Source organism: Exiguobacterium sp. s34 (genome assembly GCF_018617435.1).
Classification (GTDB): Bacteria; Bacillota; Bacilli; order Exiguobacteriales; family Exiguobacteriaceae; genus Exiguobacterium; species Exiguobacterium aestuarii.
On record NZ_JACSKE010000003.1, the window covers coordinates 419,856 to 442,352 of the forward strand.

The following is a 22,497-nucleotide window of genomic DNA, read 5'->3' on the forward strand; positions in this document are numbered from 1 at the left end:
AAAAACAACTAAAATCATTCAAAAACATTCAGATACATTCAATCTGTCACAATTATAACACAAAAAACGGTCAATAAATGACCGTTTTTTGTGTTTATGACTGTTTTCTTAACCACTCCACCACTTCTTGCACGAGTTTTGGATGAATTGGTTCATCAATCGCCTCGCGGTATTCTTTATGAAGCGTCAGAAGAGAATGCGGCGAATCTCGCTCCACGAGAAGGTGATTCATGTCATCGATGATAGAGGACGTAACTTCCCCTTTCGTCTGAATCATATGGACGTGTTCCGGTGGGACTTGAACGTCACGTCCCCCTGTAATCGCAAGGACCGGAACTGTGACATGTTCTAACCGCTCTCGTACGTCATACGAGGCATGTTCGCGAATCCATTTCGCGTTCACGACTTGTCCCCGATATTTAAATGCGGATACGTTCGTACGTAAAGATCGCTCGAGCAAATCATCCTGTCGTTGCCTTACTTTTTTCGCCACACCTGTCACTCGGTAAAACATGCCTTTCAATCCTTTGACCCGTTCGACATCCTTTGCTAAGGCGTCTGCTTGATACAAAAACATCTGTTTCGATGACTCATGGAATCCTGATAATAAAATGAGTCCATCCGCTTTCGTTTCAAGCTGAACGGCAGGTGCGAGGACTGCTCCCTCGCTGTGGCCAAGTATATAGAGATGGTTCACGTCCGCTAGTTGCCGAATCGTTCGCACCACAAGAATCGCATCGTTAATCAAATCATGTAGACCGACCTTATTAAAGTCACCATCCGACTTCCCGATTCCTTGCTTATCGTATCGGAACACGTTGTAACCATGATCGTATAGTGCCTCAGCTAACTTGGCGTACGTATTAAAACCGACGCCACCCATATTTCCGTCACGGTCACTCGGTCCGCTCCCGCTCAACATGACAATGGTCGCCCGAGGCTCCTCATGTGAAAGAAAAGTTCCTGCAATCGTTCCATATGCTGTCGTAATCGTCATCTCTTGTTTCATCGTATCGCCTCCACTTCTATCATACCCGAAACCGGCCACCAAAAAAATATGTCGCTGTCTCATCGGACAGCGACATTATGTGTGTAATTAATTTGTCAGCCAAGCGTGAAGAAAATCGACAGCATTGGATATTCCTTCTTCTGAAAGGCGTTCAAAGGAATCTTTCTCCGTCAGCACATGCCAACTCCCTTCAAGTGAGTCACTTAACGTGAGATATGTGAGTTTCGCTTCATCATATGCATCGCCAGGGGAACTCGCTAACGAGCGAACTTCTAATTCTTCAAACGGCTCCTCCTCAAGCAGAGAATAAGATTTCATTCCTTTCGTCCGAACGAACAAGGGACCGTCCCCTGTTCCAAGAATATCGAGCATGACGACCGCATCGATTTTCTCTGTTCGATTCGTCAGACGTTCAAGATAATCGTCACTCGCTTCTTTCGAGTTACCATTCCCGTTCAAAAAGACATATCGAATCGTGTGCTCAGGCAACTCAGCATTCATCACCTGCATCAGGTGGTATAAAACAGTTGAGGGACCGACCGTAGATAAATAATGTGCGCCGTGCCATGTTGAATCAAGTCGTGACATGATGATGATTTCCTTGTCTGACTTACCCGTTTGAACAAATTCGACATATGGGATTTCTTCGTGGTAGGGCTTGACCCTTACGGTTTGATCATCCTTCAGCTGTTCTGCCGTTTCCGAGTCTATCCCTGTACCGTCTAGTGGTAAATAGGATGATGTAATCAAATAACCCATATCAGATGAGTTATTTTCATACGGTGTGATGATGTATCCAGCAGCCCCTTTTGAAGCAAGTAATGACAAATAAGCGTTCGCTTCTCGGTCATTCAAAATCTCTCCAGCGTAGTCGATCGTGTACGCATCTTCTCCGTTTTCGTAGGAAAACTCGGTCGTCGGTAATACGATCACTCTTCCTTTGACGTCGGGAATGTTTTGTCCCCATTGCATATGTAAAACCTTACCTTTAAACGGTTTTTCAAACAACATGTTCGAATACCCTTCAAACGTCTCGCCCTCAATCAGGAGTTCGGACCAATAAGTCGTTCGCTCTGTGTAGTGAACGATTCGATCCATTTCAACCTGTAAATCGGTTCCTAATGTTTCAAAAAAGTCGGCACTTTCCCAACTGTCTGCACTTCGGTCGATTGACGAAAAATATTCAGCCGTCTCAATCGGCGTCGGATGAATCGGGTTGAAAAAGAGGAATACTGTCGCTACCGAGCGTAGCAGACCGATGATTAATAACATTCTAAATTCTCCACTCTATAAGGTAATTAGCTATGTATGCCAAGTTTTATTATAAATTGCTATTTATATTGTGACTATTTAATTTTTCATCAATTTCAATATAATTTTGGGATTTATTTTTGTATTTAGGAAACAATAAAAAAGTGCCCGCTCTCTCGAACGGGCACTTTGATCGATTCTTTACTTATACACCTTCGTACGCTGCGTACATAATCTCTTTTAATTCTTCGACGAGCGGCATTTTCGGATTCGCCGTCGTACATTGATCTTCGAAAGCGTCGACTGCCATTTTGTCAATCTTCGCATCGAGTTCTGCTTTCTTGATGCCTTGCGCTTTGAACGATAGTTTGATGTTCAACCGTTGACCGAGCTCGATAATCGCTTGGACGAGTGACTCGACACCTTCAGCTGTCGTGCTTGCTGGAAGTCCGAGGTAACGTGCGATTTCTGCGTAACGCTCGTCTGCGATAAATGACTCATATTTCGGGAACGCCGCAAGTTTTGATGGGCGTGTAGCGTTGTAACGGATGACGTGTGGCATAAGAATTGCATTCGTACGACCGTGTGGTACGTGGAACTCTCCACCGATTTTGTGAGCGATCGAGTGGTTGATACCGAGGAAAGCGTTCGCGAATGCCATTCCAGCCATCGTTGAAGCGTTATGCACTTTCTGACGTGCTTCCGCGTCGCTACCGTTTTCATACGCTTTTGGTAGGTAGTCGAAAATCATCTTGATGGCGCGGAGGCAAAGGCCGTCCGTGTAATCGTTCGCCATGACTGAAACGTATGCTTCGATTGCGTGTGTCATGACGTCCATTCCTGTGTCAGCCGTAATCGATGCTGGTACGGTCATGACGAACTCAGGGTCGACGATTGCAACGTCTGGTGTGATCGCGTAGTCAGCAATCGGATATTTCACGTTACGTTTTTTGTCTGTGATGACGGTGAATGGTGTCACTTCAGATCCTGTACCAGAAGTTGTCGGGATTGCAATGAACATTGATTTGTTACCGAGTGTCGGGAACTTGTAAGTCCGTTTACGAATATCCATGAATTTCTGACGAAGGTTTGAGAATTTCTCTTCTGGACGTTCGTAGAAGAGCCACATCCCTTTCGCAGCATCCATCGGTGAACCTCCACCAAGTGCGATAATCATGTCTGGCTGGAAGTGACGCATCGCTTCGGCACCGTTCATGACCGTCTCAACAGATGGGTCTGGTTCGACTTGGTCAAAGATGCGATACTCGACGCCTGCAGGCAAGTTTTTGATAACTTTGTCAGCGAATCCGAGTTTGACCATCATTTCATCAGTGACGATCATCGCCCGTTTTTTCGATGTGAGTGATTGAAGGTACTGTACTGAGTTTTTCTCGAAATAGATTTTTTCAGGTACTTTGAACCATTGCATATTCACGCGACGTCTCGCCACCTTTTTCACGTTGAGTAGATGTTTCGCCGTCACGTTTTCTGAGACGGAGTTCTTACCGTAAGACCCACAACCGAGCGTGAGTGATGGGGTCATTTCGTTATAAAGGTCACCGATTCCACCATGTGCTGAAGGTGAGTTGACGATGATGCGGCAAGCTTTCATGCGAAGACCGAATTCGAGGATCGCATCGTCATCTGTTGAGTGGATGACCGCTGTATGACCAAGACCACCGATTTCGAGCATTTTTTCAGCGATGGCGAATCCTTCTTCACGCGATTGTACTTTATAAGCACCGAGAACCGGGCTCAATTTCTCATGAGAAAGAAGTTCAGTTGCGCCGACCGTTTCAAGTTCAGCAATCAAGATTTTCGTATCAGCTGGTACTTTGAGTCCTGCTTTTTCAGCGATCCACGCTGCTGGCTTCCCTACGATTTCCGGGTTAACCGCGCATGTGTCCGTGCGGATTACGAGTGTTTCAAGTTTTGCTTTTTCTTCAGGTGAGCAGAAGTAGCAACCAAGTGCCGTCATTTCGGCCTTCACTTCTTCGTATACTTCCTGGTCGACGATGATCGCTTGTTCCGACGCACAAATCATACCGTTGTCGAACGTTTTTGAAAGGATGACGTCAGAGATGGCACGTTTCACTTTCGCAGTCTTGTCGATATAGGCCGGTACGTTACCAGGTCCGACACCGAGTGCTGGTTTACCAGTCGAGTAAGCGGATTTGACCATCGCTGCCCCACCAGTCGCAAGAACCATTGCCACACCAGGGTGGTTCATGAGTGCTTTTGTAGCGTCGAGCGATGGAACTTCAACCCATTGGATCAAGTTTTCAGGAGCACCTGCCGCTACCGCTGCGTCACGAAGGACACGTGCAGCTTCACTTGAGCATTGTTGAGCCGATGGGTGGAAGGCGAAGATAATTGGGTTACGTGTCTTGATGGCGATGATTGCTTTGAACATCGTGGTCGATGTAGGGTTTGTGACCGGTGTGACCCCAGCGACGACACCGACTGGTTCCGCGATGTACGTGATTCCGTTTTGAACATCGTCTTCAAGGACGCCAACCGTTTTTTCTCCACGGAGTGAGTTGTAAATATATTCTGTCGCAAAGATGTTTTTGATCATTTTGTCTTCAAAGACACCGCGACCTGTTTCTGTATGTGCTAATTTCGCAAGTGCGACGTGTTGCTCAAGTCCAGCGAGCGCCATCGCTTGTACGATATGATCGATTTTCTCTTGGTCGAACGTCATCAACGTATCGAGTGCGACGTGTGCACCCGCTACGAGCGTATCCACCATTTGTTCTGCCGTAGTTTCTACTTTTGCTTTCTCTTTGACTGCCATGTTAGGTTCCTCCTCATAATTGAGAGCTTTTAATGAACATATTGACTTGATGGAAGACACAATGTGATGACTGCTTTCAAGAGATTGTGCTTTCCTTCACATTCATAGAATACAATGTTTTTCAGATTTTGTGGGTGACAACATTGTGAACTCTTTCACAATATTTTTTCGCCTTTTGTTGATAGCTCTTGATTTTTATATGCGTCCTCAGTAAAATCGAATGCGTTTTCATGAAAATGTAAGTCACTATCCATGTAAACGCTTACATTAATTGTGTCTGTTGTATCTCTTCTATGCTGTATCAATCGTCACATCAACCCGTTTTTAGGTTCAACTGCACCTAACTCGTGTATAATGAAAGTAGAACCTAACTAGGAAGTGAATCTACTATGCCGAAACAAGATGCAGCGGACCAGTTCGTCAAACTGATCCCTTTAATTCGTCGTAAACTGCTACGTCGATCTGATTTTCCACAAATCCCGAACTTGAACTTCTCTCATTTCCATCTATTGATGTTGATTGAGGACGAGGGGGCTGTCACGAACGGTCGAATTAGCGAGACACTCTCCATCGCACCGCCGAACGTCACCCCGCTCATCACGAAACTATTGAATGAGGGCTATATCACACGCGTACCGGACGAACGGGATCGTCGGGTCATTTGGAATCAGTTGACAGAGAAAGGTGAACGTATTTTACTCGAACGGAGAGACTCGTTCCGCAGACTCTTCGAGGAACGTCTCGCCTTTCTAAATGAAGATGAAACCGATCGACTCATTGACAGTCTGAAGACGCTCACCGAGATTGTTGAGAAGATGGATAAAGGTGACGAGTAAAACTTCTCTCGTCAATTCACGCAACTTCTTATATAATCTGTAATGAATCTACGTACAAATGGAAAGAGAGATGACATGTAATGGGTCGTAAATGGAACAACATTAAAGAGAAGAAGGCGTCGAAGGACGCTAACACGAGTCGCGTCTATGCGAAGTTCGGTCGCGAGATTTATGTGGCCGCCCGTCAAGGGGAACCTGATCCTGAGTTGAACCAGTCATTAAAGTTCGTTGTGGAGCGTGCGAAAACGTATAACGTGCCTCGTGCAATCATCGATCGCGCCATCGATAAGGCAAAAGGTGGCGACGAGGAAAACTTCGATGAACTTCGTTATGAAGGATTCGGACCGAACGGTGCGATGGTCATCGTCGATACGTTGACTAATAACGTGAACCGTACAGCATCTGAAGTCCGTGCCGCATTCGGTAAAAACGGAGGAAACATGGGTGTCAGCGGTTCGGTCGCGTACATGTTTGATGCGACAGCAGTCATCGGTGTGAACCAAATGTCGGCAGATGACGTCCTTGAACTGATGATGGAACACGACCTTGACGTCCGTGACGTCATCGAGGAAGACGAGACGGTCATCGTCTATGCCGAGCCAGAAGCGTTCCATGCTGTTCAGACTGCGTTCAAGGCTGCTGGGGTTGAAGAGTTTGCCGTAGCGGAGTTGACGATGCTTCCACAAAATGAGGTATCGCTCGATGACGAATCGAAAGAACAGTTTGAAAAATTAATCGATGTTCTCGAAGACTTGGAAGATGTGCGCCAAGTCTATCACAACGTCGACATGTAACATGCCAGCGATAACTTTCACGAGTTATCGCTTTTTTCATATTCGATTTGACAAGGGTCACGTCATATGTTAAATTTCAAAAAGTCTTTATCATATTAAAGTGATACCAAGAGAAAGAAAATGTGAAAGGTGTTGGATCAATATGAACGCAGTACTACTTGCTGTTATCGTCTTGTTTGCACTCGCCATCAGTCGTGTGCACATTGTATTGTCCTTAATATTAGCTGCGCTAGTCGGAGGGCTTGTTGGAGGGCTTGGGTTTAACGATACGTTGACCGCTTTCAGCGACGGTCTTGGCGGCGGAGCGAGCATCGCCCTTAGTTACGCACTTCTCGGTGCATTTGCCGTCGGATTATCGAAGACGGGTCTACCGGACGTCTTAGCTGAGAAGTTGATCGCGATGTCAGGTCGTGACGTATCAGGCAAACGCGTGAGTTATGTCAAAGCGTTCTTATTGTCGCTTCTCTTATTGTTGTCAATCAGCTCACAGAACGTGCTTCCGATTCACATCGCCTTTATTCCGATCGTGATTCCGCCGTTACTCGTCTTATTCAATGAATTGAAATTAGATCGCCGTCTCGTCGCAACCATCTTGACGTTCGGTCTCGTGACACCTTATATGTTGCTACCTGTCGGGTTCGGCGGGATTTACTTGAACGAAATTTTGATTGCAAACGTCGAAGCGAACGGTTTGGCTGTCGAAGACGTCAACATCGTCTCGATTATGGGAATCCCAGCATTAGGGATGGTCGTTGGTTTGATTGCCGCGTTCATTCACTACCGGAAACCGCGTTCGTACGAAACAATCGCACTAGGACCAACTGATTATGAAGTTCGTCAAATGAGTGGTTTCAAGATGATCATGACGCTCGTCGTTGTTCTAATCGTCCTCATCGTCCAATTGCAGACGGAGTCGATGATTGCATCGGCGGTGACAGGATTGATCTTGCTTTCCATCTTCCGCCTCATCCCATGGTCAGAAGCCGATGACATTTTCACGAGCGGGATGCGCATGATGGCATTTATCGGTTTCGTCATGATTGCCGCTAGTGGATTTGCAGCCGTCATTCGTGAAACAGGCGCAATCGATCCGCTTGTCAATGGCGCGAGCAATTTGATGGGTGATTCTAAAATGATTGCGGCGCTCGTCATGTTACTCGTCGGACTCGTCATCACACTTGGAATCGGGTCGAGTTTCTCAACCGTTCCAATCATTGCGGCGATTTTCGTACCGCTTTGTGTACAGTACGGCTTCTCTGTCGAGGCGACGATTGCTATCATCGGGACTGCAGGTGCTCTTGGTGACGCCGGAAGTCCTGCGAGTGACTCGACACTCGGTCCTACGAGTGGATTGAACGCTGACGGTCAACACGATCACCTTCGCGAAACTGTTTGGCCAACGTTCTTACACTACAACATTCCACTCATCATCTTCGGTGTGATTGCCGCGATGGTGCTTTGATCATTTTTTCCGTCGTGAATAAATGGTCCCTAATAAAATCAGGATGAGAATAAACCAGATTCCCGTATACATGAGGATTTCGGTGAACATAAAACTCCTCCTAAACAAAAGATAAGGAGCGACGGCAGTCGCTCCTTTTTATGATGAGGTTTTTAAGACGGTCTTGCAAGTATCGAGATACGCATCGACCACTTCCGCCACTTCTCGTCCTTCTCGAATTGCCCATACGATTAAGCTTTGACCTCGTTTCGCATCCCCAGCGACAAAGACGTTGTCCACTGCTGTATGAAAATCCTTCGTCTTCTCGACACCAATTTTTCTCAACTCGTGCTCCGGACGCTCAAATCCGATTGCGACGAGGACAAGGTCCGCAGGGTACGTCTCCATCGAGTCTTCTTCTACGAAGAATGTCGCTTGACCATCTGGGTTGACCACTTTCGTCATTCGTTCCGTTTCGATTCCGGTGACTCGCCCTTCTTGCGTAACGATTTGGTTGGAGCGAATCAAGTACGTCCTCGGGTCTTTCTCATAGACCTCGAGTGATTCAGCGTACGCATAATCGGTCGTGAGCGTGTCAGGTTGAAGCGGCCAAGGTTTCTCAGGGGCACGAAGCAACCCTTTTGATGGGTGCTTCCCAAACTGAACGACTGATTTTGCGCCTTGACGAATCGCCGTCGCCACGCAATCGGCTCCTGTATCTCCACCTCCGATGACGATGACGTTTTTATCTTTGGCATCGTAAACGGAGGCGAGAGAAGCTCCTTTACGTTCATGCATCGATGCCGTCAAATAATCCATCGCCATTTCAACGCCAACAGCATCATCGCCGTCAATCCCGAGCGTGCGTTGTTTCTGAGCCCCTGTCGCAAAGATGACCGCATCGTAATCGCTCCGAAGCGATTCGACCGTCACGTCGGTACCGACTTCCACGTTCGTCCGGATGACGATGCCCTCTTGTTCGAGTAAACGAACACGACGTCTTACGACATCTTTATCAAGTTTCATGTTCGGGATTCCATACATGAGGAGCCCTCCAGCTTCATCCGCCTTTTCGATAATCGTGACAGAGTGCCCAAGTTGATTCAATTGATCGGCTGCAGCCAACCCGGCTGGACCACTTCCAATGATGGCGACCGTCATCCCGGTTTTTCGATGGACCGGTCTCGGTTTTACCCAGCCTTCTTCAAATGCCCGGTCAATGATCGTTCGCTCAATCGATTTGATGGCAACCGGATCTTCACTGATCCCGAGTGTACATGATCCTTCACACGGTGCAGGACAAACTCTTCCCGTGAACTCGGGGAAGTTGTTCGTCTCCATCAATCGATGGTAAGCACCCATCCAGTCCGCTTTCGTGACGAGCTTGTTCCATTCTGGGATATAGTTGTGGATCGGACAACCGATCGTCTCCTGACCAATCAAATCGCCGACGTGACAGAAAGGTGTGCCGCAGTCCATACAGCGTGCGGCTTGTTGTTGGACGGATTGATCATTCATACGAGACGCATATTCATCATAATCCCTCACCCGCTCCTCGACATGACGTTCTGGCAGCGTCGTTCGCGCGATGTTCAAAAAGTTATGTTTCATACGGTACCTCCTTCAGTCACGACACGGAACAATTCAAGTGCTCGGTCGGCCTCACTCAATTCCGGACGATTCGCCTCAATTTGACGCATTACGTCTAAGACGTTCGCATAGTCTCTCGGAACGACTTTCACAAAGTGTGAACGTACTTGTTCAAATGTCTCTAAAATCGTCCGCGCTTTTACACTGTCCGTGTGGAATTGATGTGCTTCGAGAAGCGCATAAATTTGTTCCATGTCCTCATCATCCAGTTCTTGTACGACGGAGACGAGTTCTTTATTCACGAGTTGTTCATAGGCTTGCGTGCCGTAAATATAAGCTGTACCACCAGACATACCGGCTGCAAAATTTCGTCCGATCTGTCCAAGTACAAGGACCGTTCCTCCGGTCATATATTCACACCCGTGATCCCCAACGCCTTCTACGACTGCCGTCGCACCAGAGTTACGAACGGCGAATCGCTCACCGACGTGCCCGTTAAAGAACGCCTGACCGCTCGTCGCTCCGTATAAGCAGACGTTACCGGCAATCATTTGTTCACTTTCATCGAACGGGGCATGCTTTTCAGCGATCAAAGCAAGTTTCCCACCACTCAAGCCTTTGCCGATATAGTCATTCGCATCCCCGATGACAGAGATGGTGATCCCGCTTGGTAAAAATGCTCCTAGACTCTGTCCGGCAGATCCGCTAAGCCGAAGCGAGATCGTATCGTCCGGTAGGCCAACCTGACCATGAACTTTCGTCACTTCAAACCCTAACTGCGTTCCGACCGCCCGATCCGTATTTCGGACCCGCCCTACGAAGAACGTCGGTTGGGTAGAAGTGATGGAGCGTGATACAGCAGGGATGAGCTTGCGATGGTCATAAGAGCGGTATGCCGGATGCGGTAGTTCTTCTCGTTCTGGTAACGGAGTCGGCATCGAGAGCATCGGGGACAAATCTAAACGCCCCGCTTTCGGATGATTCGTCTTCCATTCACTTTCTTCGAGTAAATCCGTCCGACCGATCACGTCGTCAAGCGATGTCACACCGAGTGATGCTAAAATTTCTCGGACTTCCTCAGCCAAGAACGTCATCAAATTGACGACATGTTCCGGTTTCCCCATAAATTTCTGACGAAGTACGGGGTCTTGTGTCGCGACACCGACCGGGCAAGTATCTAAGTGACAAGCGCGCATCATGATACATCCGAGGACGACGAGTGGTGCTGTCGCGAATGCAAACTCTTCCGCCCCGAAGATTGCCGCCATGACGATATCGCGGCCAGTCATGAGCTTCCCGTCTGTCTCGAGCGTGACTCTACCTCGTAGCCCATTCAATGCGAGCGTTTGATGTGTCTCGAGGAGACCGAGTTCCCACGGGAGTCCTGTATGCTTGATGGACGTCTTCGGAGATGCACCGGTTCCGCCATCGTATCCACTAATGACAATCGTATCCGCGTTCGCTTTCGCCACGCCCGCTGCGATCGTTCCAACTCCTGATTTCGAGACGAGTTTGACACTGATTTTTGCATTCGGGTTCACATGCTTCAAGTCAAAAATCAGTTGCGCTAAATCCTCAATTGAATAAATATCGTGATGCGGAGGCGGCGAAATGAGACCGACGCCTGGAACCGACCCCCGGACTTCAGCGACCCATGGATACACCTTGTTCCCTGGAAGTTGTCCGCCTTCCCCAGGTTTTGCACCTTGGGCCATCTTGATTTGAATCTCATCGGCATGGTACAAATATTCGGCCGTCACACCGAAACGTCCACTCGCCACTTGTTTGATACGACTGATCCGTTCATTTCCAAACTCGTCCGGCACGAAGCGGGTACGGTCTTCCCCACCCTCACCCGAGTTACTTTTCGCACCGATTTGGTTCATCGCGATGGCGAGCGTCTCGTGTGCTTCTTTCGACAATGACCCGAACGACATCGCTCCCGTTTTAAAGCGACTTACAATTGCGGTGATTGGTTCAACATCATCAAGTGCCACAGGACTTTGTGCTTTAAAGGCGAACAATTGACGGATGAACTGTCCCGAAGACTCGTGCAATTTCACGTAGGCATCATAATATTTTCGTTCGTTTTCACGGCAAGCGCGTTGCAACAAATGAATCGTCTTCGGATTGAACGCATGTTCTTCCCCGTCTGAACGCCACTGAAAATCACTGCCCGCTTCAAGGGGACGATTCGTCGTATAGGCAGATTTATGGAGCGTTTTCGCCTCATCTTCTAATTCAATGAATCCAATCCCTGATAGTTGAGACGTCGTTCCCCGGAAATGTGTTTCAATCATATCTCGGTCGAGGCCGACAGCTTCGAAAATTTGAGCCCCGCGATAACTTTGAAACGTCGAGATTCCCATTTTTGACATGATTTTGACGATCCCCTCAACGACCGCCTTTTGGTACGAGCGAACAGCCTCTTCAAATGAATGAACAATCTGCTCATTCTCCACCAAGTGTTGAATCGTCGCATAGGCAACGTAAGGATATACCGCATCGGCCCCATATCCGATCAAAGTCGCTGCCTGATGCACTTCTCGAACTTCTCCACTCTCACAGACGAGACTACAGTTCGACCGCAAGTTCTCCCGAATCAAGTGTTGGTGCACCGCACTGAGTACGAGAAGCGCAGGCATGGCAATCCGGTCATGTGACATGAGGCGATCAGATAGAACGATTACGTTCGCGCCATTTCGTACGACCTGGCTGACGTTTTGTAAAAGGGCTTCAAGCGACGCCTCTAAATCATCCTCGAACGTTGTATCGACGCGTGTGAGCTTGAGTCGCTCATCGATTTGATTGAGTGTCGCACCGTCAATGATTGGATGATCCAACCATACTCGTTTGGCATGGCCACGTCCGGTATGGACCGGATCTCCTTGCGGACCGATCCAAGTAAATGTCGCCGTGACGATTTTCTCCCGTAAGGCATCGATTGGCGGATTCGTCACTTGAGCGAAGTGTTGTTTGAAGTAATGGAAGAGCGATCGAGGGCGTGTGGAAAGAACAGCAATCGGTTGATCGTGTCCCATCGATCCAATTGGATCTTTCTCGTCTTGGATCAACGGAATCATGTACTGTTCAATGTCCTCTTTTGTATACCCGAATGCACGTTGCACACGTTCGAGTTCTAAGACACTCTGCTCCTGAACACCTCTGTCCTCTATTTTCATCATTTGTTTGAGCCATTTATGATACGGCTCGGACTTCGCAATCGTCTCTTTAATCTCCTCGTCCGGAATCAAACGCTTCTCGATCAAGTCAATCAAAAGCAATTGTCCAGGTCGTAGTCGCTGTTTTGATTTCACGTTTTCGGCGTCGACTGGGATGACCCCTGTCTCTGATGACAGAATCAACTCTCCATCCAACGTCTCGACGTAACGCATCGGCCTTAACCCGTTTCGGTCTAAGATTGCTCCGATTTGTCGCCCGTCCGTGAAGACGACCCCTGTCGGACCATCCCATGGCTCCATAATCGACGAATGGTATTGATAGAAGTCACGTTTGAACGGCTCCATCTTTCCTTCTACAAACGGTTCAGGAATCAACATCATCGCTGTATGCGCAATCGATCGACCGGTACGTGTAAAGAATTCGAAGGCATTATCGAGCATCGATGAGTCACTCCCGTCCTCCTGAAGGACAGGAAACAGATGGTTCACGTCTTCAAACAAGTCTGTCGATGTGACCCCTTCGCGCGCGCGCATCGCATCAATATTGCCTCGTAACGTATTGATTTCTCCGTTGTGGACGATCATGCGGTTCGGATGGGCTCGTTCCCAGGAAGGAAACGTATTTGTTGAGAATCGTGAATGGACGATTCCGAACGTGCTCTTGTAGTGTGGAGATTGCAAGTCCAAATAAAAAGCGTCGATTTGAACAGGCGTCAACATCCCTTTATAAACAATCGTTTTTGTCGATAGACTTGCAATATATAAGTGTAACGATTCGACTTTTTCAATCTTTCGACGGAGTTCATAGAACACACGTTCATTCGCATCTTCATCGAGGAACGGACATGAGATAAACCACTGATAGATGACTGGTTGTGTCACACGTGCATGTTCTCCGATTTGCGTCGAATCCACGGGAACTTCTCGCCACTCGATGGTCGAGCAGTCTAATTCATCCGCCATACACTCCATCAATTTGATTTTTTCTTGTAGTCGATCTTCAGATGGCTGAAAAAAAACCATTCCGACAGCGTAGCGACCGAGTGACGGAAGGTTCATCGTTTGCGTAAACAATTCATGTGGGATTTCGGTCATGATACCTGCACCATCGCCGGCATCGATGACACCTTGTCCTCCTCGGTGCTCCAAGTTGCATAACATCGAGAGGGATTTACGGACAATCTCATGTTTTTTTAGTCCGTGTAGATTGACGTATAATCCAATCCCGCATGCGTCTTTTTCAAATCTTGAGTCATACAGTCCAACTCGACTCATATCATCGACCCCTTTCACTCACAGTTTCGTAATTAACATTCTGTTCTAAATATTCTGAAAAATCAAGTGGACTGTATGTATTTTTGCATAATAGAAATGTCTGGAAACGTCTATGAAAGCGTATACACAACTGATATCAACAGGTTTTATCGTTTTAGTTATGTTAGATAAAGAATAAATATCCACGAATATTATTTATTTATAGGTTCTTACGAACACAAAAAAAGGATATCTATAAAGATATCCTTTTCTTTATTCATTGTTGTACTGTTTTTCGCGGATGATGGAGAAACGATTTAGGACGCTTCCACAAGATCAAACCGATATACCCGATTGCGAGCAACGCGAGCGCACTGACGATGACGACATATAATGTCCCCTCTTCAATTCTCGCAAAAATACCGATATACGCCCAAACGAATACGAGTGGGTAGATGAAATCATGATGCCACCACATGAAAAGAAGTGCCAAAACGACACCGACCATGAGCATGAGCGAGGTCCAAGCAAGTTCATCAAGGCCTAAGAACGACGTGATTCGTTCCGTCTTCATCACGACGAACGTATTGACGATTGTCGCGACCGATACCCAACCGATATAAATCGAGAACGGGAAGCGGTCGAGCCAGCTCGTGGATGTCCGGAAGGCGATGTAGTACAGCCAGCAAAGAGACGCTAGGAACGAAACCATAATCACAAGGGAGAGCACGAACCACTCATTCGTAAATGCAAGGAGCCATAATCCGTTCAACACACAAGAAATGAGGAATCCTGCTTTCATGCGCTCAGCCTGCCGATTCGCCGTCGTTCCTTTCTTTAGTTGTAAGACTAACCATACAAGTAACGCCACATAGATGACACCCCAAATCGAGAAGGCGTAACCCGCCGGTTTAAAATAGATATCGATTCGGTCTGAAACTGCGGCATTGTCACCGCTCGCAAAGTAATTGATGACGATGGTCGCCAAAAAAGCGACCCAGTTCACAATTGGCCATTTTGATAAGTCCATATGCACGATCTTCGAAATGAAGACCAAACACCTCCTTTTAGCAACATAACAATCTTTACCCGCATCCATGTGACTCTACACGTAGAAAGGGGCTCGCATATGCGAGCCCCCCTCTATTAAAAGTCGATTTCATCCGGGTCTGGCCCAAGGCGTTCACCTGTCGCCACTTGGTCGATTTTCGCTAAATCGTCCGCATCGAGTGAAAAGTCGAATACATCGAAGTTTTCACGGATTCGGTGCGGTGTCACCGATTTTGGCAATGCCACATGACCCGATTCGAGATGCCAACGAAGTACTACTTGCGCTGGTGTCTTCCCGTGCTTCTCTGCAATCTCAGAGAAAGTTGGGATGTCTAGGAACTTACCTTGCATAAGAGGACTCCATGCCTCGATTTGGATGCCTTCATCTTGGCAATAGTCCAATAAATCCGGTTGTGGAAGCTGAGGATGAAGTTCTACCTGATTGATGAGTGGTGTCATCAACCCTTCCTCTTTTAACGCTTCTAGATGATGTTCCTTAAAGTTGGACACACCAATTGCCTTGATTTTTCCTGCTTCATATAAGTCGATGAGGTCTTTCCATGCATCGACGAAACCATCTACCGGCCAGTGAAGAAGACAAAGATCCAAATAGTCTGTCTCAAGGCGCTTCAATGAGTCTTCAAACGCTTCTTTCGTCTTCCCTTCACGGATATCATCATTCCAAATTTTCGATGTGATGAATAGGTCAGAACGGTCGACTCCCGAGATTTTAATTCCTTTTGCGACACCTTCTTCGTTTTTATAGATGGCAGCCGTATCGATATGACGGTATCCTGTCTTCAGCGCCTCGACGACAGCGGCTGGTGCTTCCGTCTCATTGTCGACTTGCCACACACCAAACCCAATCATCGGAATCTCTACTTTGTTTCGTAACGTAGCATATAGCATTTCATTCATCCCCTTTTCTTTCTAACGAGCTGATTGTATCATACCCGACAATTTATTTCGGAAAACTAAATCGTTAAATCTTTTCGGGTAAATCGGATGAATGAAAGAGATGAAAAAACAATCAATAAGCCGATTAACCAAATAAAGTGAACGCCACCGAACTCTTCACGCATGATGGACGGAGCATCGAAGAGAGAGAAGAAGGAGATGTTTCCTAACCATTCAAACTGCTCACTTACTCCGTTAATAATATTCACCATCAAGAAGAACGTGAAGATTCCGCCGGTCACCATATAAGATTTACTACTATCATCAAACAAACTGGCCAGCATATAGGCGACGACACCTAATACGAGTAGCATGAGAGCCCCATTTAATTGAAGCATCCATAGAATCGTATAGTCGATTTGTAAATCGAACAATAGATCTGCTGCCATGAGACTGAGGCCATTCAATCCGACAAATAGAACTACCGCTATGATGAGGATGATAAACGTGGACAACACATACGTGACACGAGAAATGGGGGCAGCCATATACAACATGATTTCCCCTGAATCGACCGGTTTTGCCAATAGTTTTGAGGCAAACGTCAACGCAAACAATACGGCAAGTACATAGAAAATCAATCCATAATAATTACTCGACAGTAAGTTGAGTAGATTATCCATCGCCATCGTCGCATCGATTTGAAACACTTCGAGCAACTCAGGCGGCAGCGACTCTAATTTTGCTTCAATTAATCCCGTCTCCTGAATGGACGGGAAAATCGCAGCCAAAAAGAATAGGTAGACACTCGTCCCGACCGAATAACCGAGAATCCAACTCCGATTCTGTTTAAACATGGAGCGTATTAACATTTATGTCGCCTCCCCGTAATACTGCATAAATAAATGTTCGAGTTCGTCTGCGCCACTTTCTAATGAACGAATTTCAAAGTTGGTAAGCGTTCGAATCAAGTTGTTCAAATCTTGTGGCGATGTGATGGCGACTTCAACGTGTGCACCATCTCTCGTCCCAGAAGTTTCAGTGAATCGGATTGCCTCATCCTCCGTCGCAAATTCGATTCGATACCGTTTCACGCTATGCTGCCGAAGCTCTTCCATATCTTCCTCGATGATGATACGGCCGTCTTTAATCAATGCGGCACGATCGCACGTCCGCTCCATTTCCGGGAAGTGGTGTGAACTCATGAGAATCGCCTTTCCTGCTTGTTTTTCTTCAATGAGCCAATCAATCAATCGTTCCTGCATGAGTGGATCGAGTCCACTCGTCGGCTCATCTAGGAGATAGACGGGCGCCTCCTTCATGAAGCAGGTGATGATGGCGAGCTTTTGTTTCATCCCTTTGGACATCTTCCGGACTTTCGTCGACTCATCGAATGCGAAACGTTCACGAAGTCGTTGTTCTCGTTTGGCATCCGTCTTGTGTAAATGACGCGTCAATCGAATGATTTCTTCTCCGGTCATATTTTGAGGGTAGTTGATTTCCCCCGGCAAATATCCAACGTTTTGCTTGACCTGCTCGGTTTCTTTCCAGCAGTCAAACCCGTTAATGGTTGCTCTGCCTTCACTTGGTTTCAACAGACCCATCAGATGACGAATCGTTGTTGACTTGCCGGCTCCGTTCGGTCCGATGAATCCGAAGATCGTTCCTGGTGACACTTGAAGTGATACATCAAAAATGCCGTGAGTTGCATCGAATCGTTTCGTTAATCGCTCAATCCGAATCATCACAAACCCTCCTTTTTTGAAATATATAATTGATATGATTACAAAACTAGTATATCACGTTCTTTTTTGAAATGGAAATGGTATATTTATTACAAAACTAGAGGAAGGAGCGCTCTGACGAATGGATGGATTCGCAAAACGCACTGAAGAAAAACGACAGGCCATCTTAAGTGCCGCCTATGACTTGATGACAGAGAAGCAATCTCGATTTACCGTAAGTGAACTCGCCAAGCAAGCACATGTCTCTCCTGTGTCGATCTATAATTACTTTGGTTCGAAAGAACAAGTCATGGTGGAAGTATTGAATCAGATGACGGAGGAACAAATGAATTGGATTGATGCGCAACTTGAGTCGAACGCTCCGTTTGAGACGTTACTCGTCGATATTTTGAAACGTAAAATCAAAACAGCTGTTCTTTTTGACGAGACCGTCACCACGATGATTCAGCAAGATCCGAACTGGGAACAGTTGGCGTCCCGTGGCTATGCATCCTTCGCTAGATTGATTGAATATGGGAAACAACAAGGCGCAATCGATGCCACGTTATCGACCAGTTCTTATTTACGTTACGTCCAATTGATGCAACAGGCTATCCTATCTGATCCTCATTTTTCAATCGGGGATATGAAAGAGACAATGGAAGACTATTTTCATTTCTTTTTGAATGGCATCATCAAACGCTAAAGAGGTGGCTGTCTATGAACAGACAACCACCTCAACTTATGCTTTAAATATAAAATCTTCTATCGGATAAAGGGAAAGATCTATTTCACAATCACCCGTCAGGACGAGGTCACTCAACACTTTACCGATGAACGGACCAACTGTTAAACCGGATGACCCTAATCCGTTCGCCACAACCAATTTTTCAGCACCGGGAACTCTCCCGAGCACTGGAATCGAGTTCGGGGTGACTGGACGGAAACCGACTTTCGTTTCGATGAGTTCTGCTTCTGCAAGCCCTGGTGCTGACTCAAGTCCTTTGCTTAGCACTTCGTGAACGCCTATCGCGGTCGGTCGAACATCGAACGCTTTTCCTTTTTCGTGGGTGGAGCCGATGACGACCTTCCCGTCTTCAAATCCAAGTAAATAACGGCGCCGTGGCGGCATGACGACCGGCCAATCCGACGCGTCGGTATCTTTTAACTGGACGTGAACGAGCTGCGCTTTCTCTCCGTCGACACGAACCGTATATCCGAGAGGCTGTAACAGTTCCGGTAGCCACGCCCCTGCCGCAATGATGATTTCATCCGCCTCATACACAACCCCGTCACATTCAACGCCAATTGTATCCCCGCCAGTCAAACGTGCCGAACCGTTTACAAATGCTATACCGCGTTTCATGGCGACTCGCTCGAGTGCAGCCCGGAACTTCCCGCCGTCCACACGTGCCCCACCCGTGACAAGAAGCGCATCATATTCATCCGACAATGGAGGAAAACGACGTTGCGCCTCTTCGGCGGTCAATCGTTCTAGTTCACCGATTTCTGGTGCCTCTTCGCGACGAATCATCGTCCGCTCCATCATTTGATCGAGTTTTGTTTCTTCATGGAGGGCTAGTGTTCCGACACGTTTGTAACCGGTCTCTGTCTCTCCTTCTGTTTCTAACTCTTTCACGACCTGAGGATAATAATTCGCACCTCCTTTAGCAAGTGCGTACCATGCTTTGTTACGGCGCTGCGCGATCCACGGGCATACGATGCCTGCCGCCGCATCTGTCGCACGACCTTCTTCTTTGCGGTCGATGACCGTCACGTCAGCTTTCCCAGCTAAATGATAGGCTGTCGAGATACCAACGATTCCCGACCCGATAATCACAATTTTCTTCATCATGAATCTGTCCTTACAGACAGATCAACACATCCTTTCGTGAAAAAATCATCGACCCGATGGATCGATGATTGATCATTATTCTCTCATCGCTAGACGATACAATAAGTCTAACAATTCAATATACAACCAGACGAGCGTGACGATTAATCCGAACGCCGCCACCCATTCTAATTGTTTTGGAGCCCGTTCCTCGACTTGACGAGCGATGAAATCAAAGTCTAAGACGAGTGCGAGCGAGGCGACGATGACAATGACAAATTGTACACCAATCGCAAGCGGGCTAGAACCTGTCATAAATGCCAACCCTGAACCGAATAGGCTCATGACGAGTTGGACGAGATATAACAGCATGACTGTAAACATGGCAGCCATGACCCCGGCTCTGAACTTTTGCGTCACTTTGACAAGTCCTGTCGTATAGACAAACCACATCGCAAAGGCGACGACGAACGTCGTCATGACGGCACGACCGACGATACCAGGGACCATCGCTTCAAAGAAGTATGAAATCGAACCGACGAAGACCCCTTCGATGATTCCGTAAAGAGGAGCTACGATTGGTGCCGTATTCGGCTTGAACGTGATGAGTAACGCAAAGATAAAACCGAGGATGAGTGACCCGATCATGAGCGGGAATAAGAGCCCTTCCCCGATTGTAGGAACGACGAGCCATGTCGTTCCAGCTGCCGCTGTCACGAGAAGAAGCAAGGTGAACACTTTTGACCATGTTCCTGCTTTCGTCATCGGCTCGGCACTGTAAGCTGTAGACTGCATTGATTTACGAAGTAGTGGATTCGATTTTAAGTTCAACGTTGTATAGCTCCTTTATGAGTCAATTACTGTTTTGCGAATACGTCGATAAACGCACGCATGTAGTCTGGTAAATCAGGTGGTCGACGACTTGAGACGATATGTCCATCAACGACAACAGGTTCGTCATGCCAGATTGCACCTGCGTTCTCCATGTCGTCTTTGATTCCTGGTGTACTCGTAACGTTCACACCATCCAAAATATTTGCTGAAATCAAGACCCATCCGGCGTGACAAATTTGACCGATCGGTCGCTTTTGTTCATCCATATAACGAACGAACCCTTTTACCGAATCAAAACGGCGCAACAAGTCAGGTGACCAGCCGCCCGGTACGAGAATCGCATCGAATGATGTGATATCCACATCATCAAATGATACGTCCGACTTCGCTGGCACACCATATTTACCGATATACGCATGGTCGGCCTTCTCTCCGGCTAAAATCACGTGCGCCCCTTCTTCACGAAGACGGTGTACGGGATACCAAAGTTCTAAATCCTCGAAGTCATCACTGACAAGTTGAAGGACTTTCTTTCCTTGTAGTTTCATCAAACCCCTCCTTCTATTCATTCCCCATTATACCCGAAACCGAGTGTGGCGAAAACGAAGAATCTCGATTGTTTTTTCAGGATATGGATATAATCCGCTCCTAGATACTATATCTTGTGTTATGTTATGATACCTTTAGTCATTGGAGATTGAGAAGGAGGTTCATCACCTTATGAAGCAATATCACGATTTATGTCGACATATCCTCGAAAACGGGGTAGTGAAAGAAGACCGTACCGGCACAGGAACGACAAGCGTTTTCGGCTATCAAATGCGATTTAATTTACAAGAGGGGTTCCCCCTCATCACGACGAAAAAGTTACATACTCGTTCGATCATTCACGAACTTCTTTGGTTTATCTCGGGAGAAACCAACATTCGTTATCTACAAGAGAACGGTGTCCGCATTTGGAACGAATGGGCAGATGAAGACGGGAACCTTGGGCCAGTATATGGTTCACAGTGGCGTTCTTTCCCGCGCCCGGATGGTACGTCCGTCGATCAGTTGGCGCAAGTGATTGAACAAATCAAGACAAACCCTGACTCGAGACGTTTGATTGTCTCGGCATGGAATCCTGGACAACTCGATGAGATGGCCCTACCGCCGTGTCATTTACTCTTCCAATTTTACGTCGCTGACGGGAAACTCTCTTGTCAGTTATACCAACGGAGTGCCGACACGTTTTTAGGCGTTCCGTTCAATATTGCATCATATGCGCTGTTGACGCACATGGTCGCTCATGTAACGGGACTCGAAGTTGGTGATTTCGTGCATACACTCGGAGATGCTCATATCTATCACAATCACCTCGAACAAGTGGAGCTTCAACTGTCGCGTGACCCGCGTCCATTACCACAACTCAAAATTGTTCGAGACGTTCCTTCCATCGAATCATTCCGTTTTGAGGATTTTGAAATTCTCGGATATGACCCGCATCCACATATCAAAGGGGAAGTGAGCGTATGATTTCGCATGTCGTCGCATATGGACTCAATCGGGAGATTGGTAAAGACAATGATTTGTTATGGCGATTGCCGGATGATTTGAAGCACTTCAAGACCGTCACCTCTGGCGGAACGGTCGTGATGGGAAGAAAAACGTTCGAATCAATCGGAAAGGCATTGCCGAACCGACGGAATATCGTCGTGACGTCTGATACTTCGTTTGAAGCAGATCAAATCGAAGTATGGCATGATTTAGAACGTCTCGTCGAAGAAAGTCAAAACGAGGAGTGGTTTGTCATCGGCGGCGCCACGTTGTATGACCAAACGATGTCGGTGACAAGCCGAATCTATGCCACTGAAGTCGAATCGACATTCGAGGCTGATACGTTTTACCCAGAACGAATCGGTTCATGGACGATCACGCATCAATCGAATCACCCGCAAGACGACAAGCATGCCTATGCCTTTTCGTTCATACAATACGACAAAGCAGACATCGATGAATAGTCGA

The 22,497-nt window shown here is 47.1% G+C and carries 18 protein-coding genes; 6 read left to right on the forward strand and 12 right to left on the reverse strand.

The features are described from left to right. Nucleotides 1-94: 94 nt before the first annotated feature. The 3 genes from KNO87_RS09230 to adhE form a co-directional block, all read right to left on the reverse strand. A complete protein-coding gene (locus tag KNO87_RS09230) occupies nt 95-1,009 on the reverse strand; it encodes an alpha/beta hydrolase (protein WP_214795285.1) in 915 nt (304 codons plus the stop codon). 87 nt (nt 1,010-1,096) lie between these two features. Next, nucleotides 1,097-2,281 carry a zinc-binding metallopeptidase family protein gene (locus tag KNO87_RS09235; protein WP_214795287.1) on the reverse strand — a complete coding sequence of 395 codons (1,185 nt, stop codon included), beginning with the start codon at nt 2,279-2,281 and terminating at the stop codon, nt 1,097-1,099. Between the two features lie 184 nt (nt 2,282-2,465). Next, entirely contained in the window at nt 2,466-5,057 is a 2,592-nt protein-coding gene (gene adhE / locus KNO87_RS09240; protein ID WP_214795289.1) for a bifunctional acetaldehyde-CoA/alcohol dehydrogenase, read from the reverse strand. A 389-nt stretch (nt 5,058-5,446) separates the two neighbouring features. Between adhE and KNO87_RS09245 the strand changes: the two genes are divergently transcribed. From KNO87_RS09245 to KNO87_RS09255, 3 genes are all read left to right on the forward strand, one after another. Then, the gene (locus tag KNO87_RS09245) at nt 5,447-5,893 is read left to right on the forward strand and encodes a MarR family winged helix-turn-helix transcriptional regulator (RefSeq protein WP_031423822.1); all 447 of its coding nucleotides are present in this window, start codon (nt 5,447-5,449) and stop codon (nt 5,891-5,893) included. Nucleotides 5,894-5,973: 80 nt separating this feature from the next. Continuing rightward, complete coding sequence (locus tag KNO87_RS09250) at nt 5,974-6,687, forward strand: YebC/PmpR family DNA-binding transcriptional regulator (RefSeq protein WP_214795291.1); 714 nt, start codon at nt 5,974-5,976, stop codon at nt 6,685-6,687. Nucleotides 6,688-6,829: 142 nt separating this feature from the next. Continuing rightward, nucleotides 6,830-8,149 carry a Na+/H+ antiporter family protein gene (locus KNO87_RS09255; protein ID WP_214795293.1) on the forward strand — a complete coding sequence of 440 codons (1,320 nt, stop codon included), beginning with the start codon at nt 6,830-6,832 and terminating at the stop codon, nt 8,147-8,149. A 138-nt stretch (nt 8,150-8,287) separates the two neighbouring features. Here the strand turns inward: KNO87_RS09255 and KNO87_RS09260 are convergent, their stop codons facing one another. The 6 genes from KNO87_RS09260 to KNO87_RS09285 all read right to left on the reverse strand — a co-directional run bounded on the left by KNO87_RS09260 (nt 8,288) and on the right by KNO87_RS09285 (nt 17,846). Further along, the gene (locus KNO87_RS09260) at nt 8,288-9,739 is read right to left on the reverse strand and encodes a glutamate synthase subunit beta (protein ID WP_214795295.1); all 1,452 of its coding nucleotides are present in this window, start codon (nt 9,737-9,739) and stop codon (nt 8,288-8,290) included. Further along, nucleotides 9,736-14,175 (reverse strand): glutamate synthase large subunit, encoded by a 4,440-nt coding sequence (gltB, locus tag KNO87_RS09265; RefSeq protein WP_214795297.1) that lies wholly within the window; start codon nt 14,173-14,175, stop codon nt 9,736-9,738. The genes KNO87_RS09260 and gltB overlap by 4 nt, the downstream gene beginning before the upstream one ends. 256 nt (nt 14,176-14,431) lie before the next feature. Then, nucleotides 14,432-15,184, reverse strand: coding sequence for a tryptophan-rich sensory protein (locus KNO87_RS09270; RefSeq protein WP_214795298.1), 753 nt, complete (start codon nt 15,182-15,184; stop codon nt 14,432-14,434). A 116-nt stretch (nt 15,185-15,300) separates the two neighbouring features. Next, nucleotides 15,301-16,113, reverse strand: coding sequence for an aldo/keto reductase (locus KNO87_RS09275; RefSeq protein ID WP_214788345.1), 813 nt, complete (start codon nt 16,111-16,113; stop codon nt 15,301-15,303). A 65-nt stretch (nt 16,114-16,178) separates the two neighbouring features. Next, nucleotides 16,179-16,973: an ABC transporter permease subunit gene (locus KNO87_RS09280; protein WP_214795300.1), complete on the reverse strand. Its 795-nt coding sequence runs from the start codon at nt 16,971-16,973 to the stop codon at nt 16,179-16,181. Then, nucleotides 16,974-17,846: an ABC transporter ATP-binding protein gene (locus KNO87_RS09285; protein WP_214795302.1), complete on the reverse strand. Its 873-nt coding sequence runs from the start codon at nt 17,844-17,846 to the stop codon at nt 16,974-16,976. Between the two features lie 121 nt (nt 17,847-17,967). Here KNO87_RS09285 and KNO87_RS09290 point away from each other — a divergent pair, with 121 nt between their 5' ends. Continuing rightward, nucleotides 17,968-18,531: a TetR/AcrR family transcriptional regulator gene (locus KNO87_RS09290; protein ID WP_214795304.1), complete on the forward strand. Its 564-nt coding sequence runs from the start codon at nt 17,968-17,970 to the stop codon at nt 18,529-18,531. A gap of 36 nt (nt 18,532-18,567) precedes the next feature. On the opposite strand, the gene KNO87_RS09295 is transcribed toward KNO87_RS09290, so the two are convergent. The 3 genes from KNO87_RS09295 to KNO87_RS09305 all read right to left on the reverse strand — a co-directional run bounded on the left by KNO87_RS09295 (nt 18,568) and on the right by KNO87_RS09305 (nt 21,041). Continuing rightward, nucleotides 18,568-19,677 (reverse strand): NAD(P)/FAD-dependent oxidoreductase, encoded by a 1,110-nt coding sequence (locus KNO87_RS09295; RefSeq protein ID WP_214795306.1) that lies wholly within the window; start codon nt 19,675-19,677, stop codon nt 18,568-18,570. Nucleotides 19,678-19,755: 78 nt separating this feature from the next. Continuing rightward, nucleotides 19,756-20,490, reverse strand: coding sequence for a Bax inhibitor-1/YccA family protein (locus KNO87_RS09300; RefSeq protein ID WP_214795308.1), 735 nt, complete (start codon nt 20,488-20,490; stop codon nt 19,756-19,758). 26 nt (nt 20,491-20,516) lie between these two features. Next, nucleotides 20,517-21,041 carry a type 1 glutamine amidotransferase domain-containing protein gene (locus KNO87_RS09305; protein WP_214788362.1) on the reverse strand — a complete coding sequence of 175 codons (525 nt, stop codon included), beginning with the start codon at nt 21,039-21,041 and terminating at the stop codon, nt 20,517-20,519. Nucleotides 21,042-21,213: 172 nt separating this feature from the next. Between KNO87_RS09305 and KNO87_RS09310 the strand changes: the two genes are divergently transcribed. Next, on the forward strand, nt 21,214-22,008 hold the full coding sequence (locus KNO87_RS09310) for a thymidylate synthase (RefSeq protein WP_214795310.1): 795 nt from the start codon (nt 21,214-21,216) through the stop codon (nt 22,006-22,008). Beyond that, nucleotides 22,005-22,493: a dihydrofolate reductase gene (locus KNO87_RS09315; protein ID WP_214795312.1), complete on the forward strand. Its 489-nt coding sequence runs from the start codon at nt 22,005-22,007 to the stop codon at nt 22,491-22,493. The genes KNO87_RS09310 and KNO87_RS09315 overlap by 4 nt, the downstream gene beginning before the upstream one ends. Nucleotides 22,494-22,497: the final 4 nt, after the last annotated feature.

Excerpts from the sequence above, each read along its gene's own strand:
- KNO87_RS09285 (WP_214795302.1), bottom strand. The coding sequence starts at position 17,846 with ATGATTCGGATTGAGCGATTAACGAAACGATTCGATGCAACTCACGGC.
- KNO87_RS09255 (WP_214795293.1), top strand. The coding sequence starts at position 6,830 with ATGAACGCAGTACTACTTGCTGTTATCGTCTTGTTTGCACTCGCCATC.
- KNO87_RS09280 (WP_214795300.1), bottom strand. The coding sequence starts at position 16,973 with ATGTTAATACGCTCCATGTTTAAACAGAATCGGAGTTGGATTCTCGGT.
- KNO87_RS09275 (WP_214788345.1), bottom strand. The coding sequence starts at position 16,113 with ATGCTATATGCTACGTTACGAAACAAAGTAGAGATTCCGATGATTGGG.
- adhE (WP_214795289.1), bottom strand. The coding sequence starts at position 5,057 with ATGGCAGTCAAAGAGAAAGCAAAAGTAGAAACTACGGCAGAACAAATG.
- KNO87_RS09260 (WP_214795295.1), bottom strand. The coding sequence starts at position 9,739 with ATGAAACATAACTTTTTGAACATCGCGCGAACGACGCTGCCAGAACGT.
- KNO87_RS09230 (WP_214795285.1), bottom strand. The coding sequence starts at position 1,009 with ATGAAACAAGAGATGACGATTACGACAGCATATGGAACGATTGCAGGA.
- KNO87_RS09270 (WP_214795298.1), bottom strand. The coding sequence starts at position 15,184 with ATGGACTTATCAAAATGGCCAATTGTGAACTGGGTCGCTTTTTTGGCG.
- KNO87_RS09305 (WP_214788362.1), bottom strand. The coding sequence starts at position 21,041 with ATGAAACTACAAGGAAAGAAAGTCCTTCAACTTGTCAGTGATGACTTC.
- KNO87_RS09310 (WP_214795310.1), top strand. The coding sequence starts at position 21,214 with ATGAAGCAATATCACGATTTATGTCGACATATCCTCGAAAACGGGGTA.
- KNO87_RS09290 (WP_214795304.1), top strand. The coding sequence starts at position 17,968 with ATGGATGGATTCGCAAAACGCACTGAAGAAAAACGACAGGCCATCTTA.
- KNO87_RS09295 (WP_214795306.1), bottom strand. The coding sequence starts at position 19,677 with ATGAAGAAAATTGTGATTATCGGGTCGGGAATCGTTGGTATCTCGACA.
- KNO87_RS09315 (WP_214795312.1), top strand. The coding sequence starts at position 22,005 with ATGATTTCGCATGTCGTCGCATATGGACTCAATCGGGAGATTGGTAAA.
- KNO87_RS09235 (WP_214795287.1), bottom strand. The coding sequence starts at position 2,281 with ATGTTATTAATCATCGGTCTGCTACGCTCGGTAGCGACAGTATTCCTC.
- gltB (WP_214795297.1), bottom strand. The coding sequence starts at position 14,175 with ATGAGTCGAGTTGGACTGTATGACTCAAGATTTGAAAAAGACGCATGC.
- KNO87_RS09245 (WP_031423822.1), top strand. The coding sequence starts at position 5,447 with ATGCCGAAACAAGATGCAGCGGACCAGTTCGTCAAACTGATCCCTTTA.
- KNO87_RS09250 (WP_214795291.1), top strand. The coding sequence starts at position 5,974 with ATGGGTCGTAAATGGAACAACATTAAAGAGAAGAAGGCGTCGAAGGAC.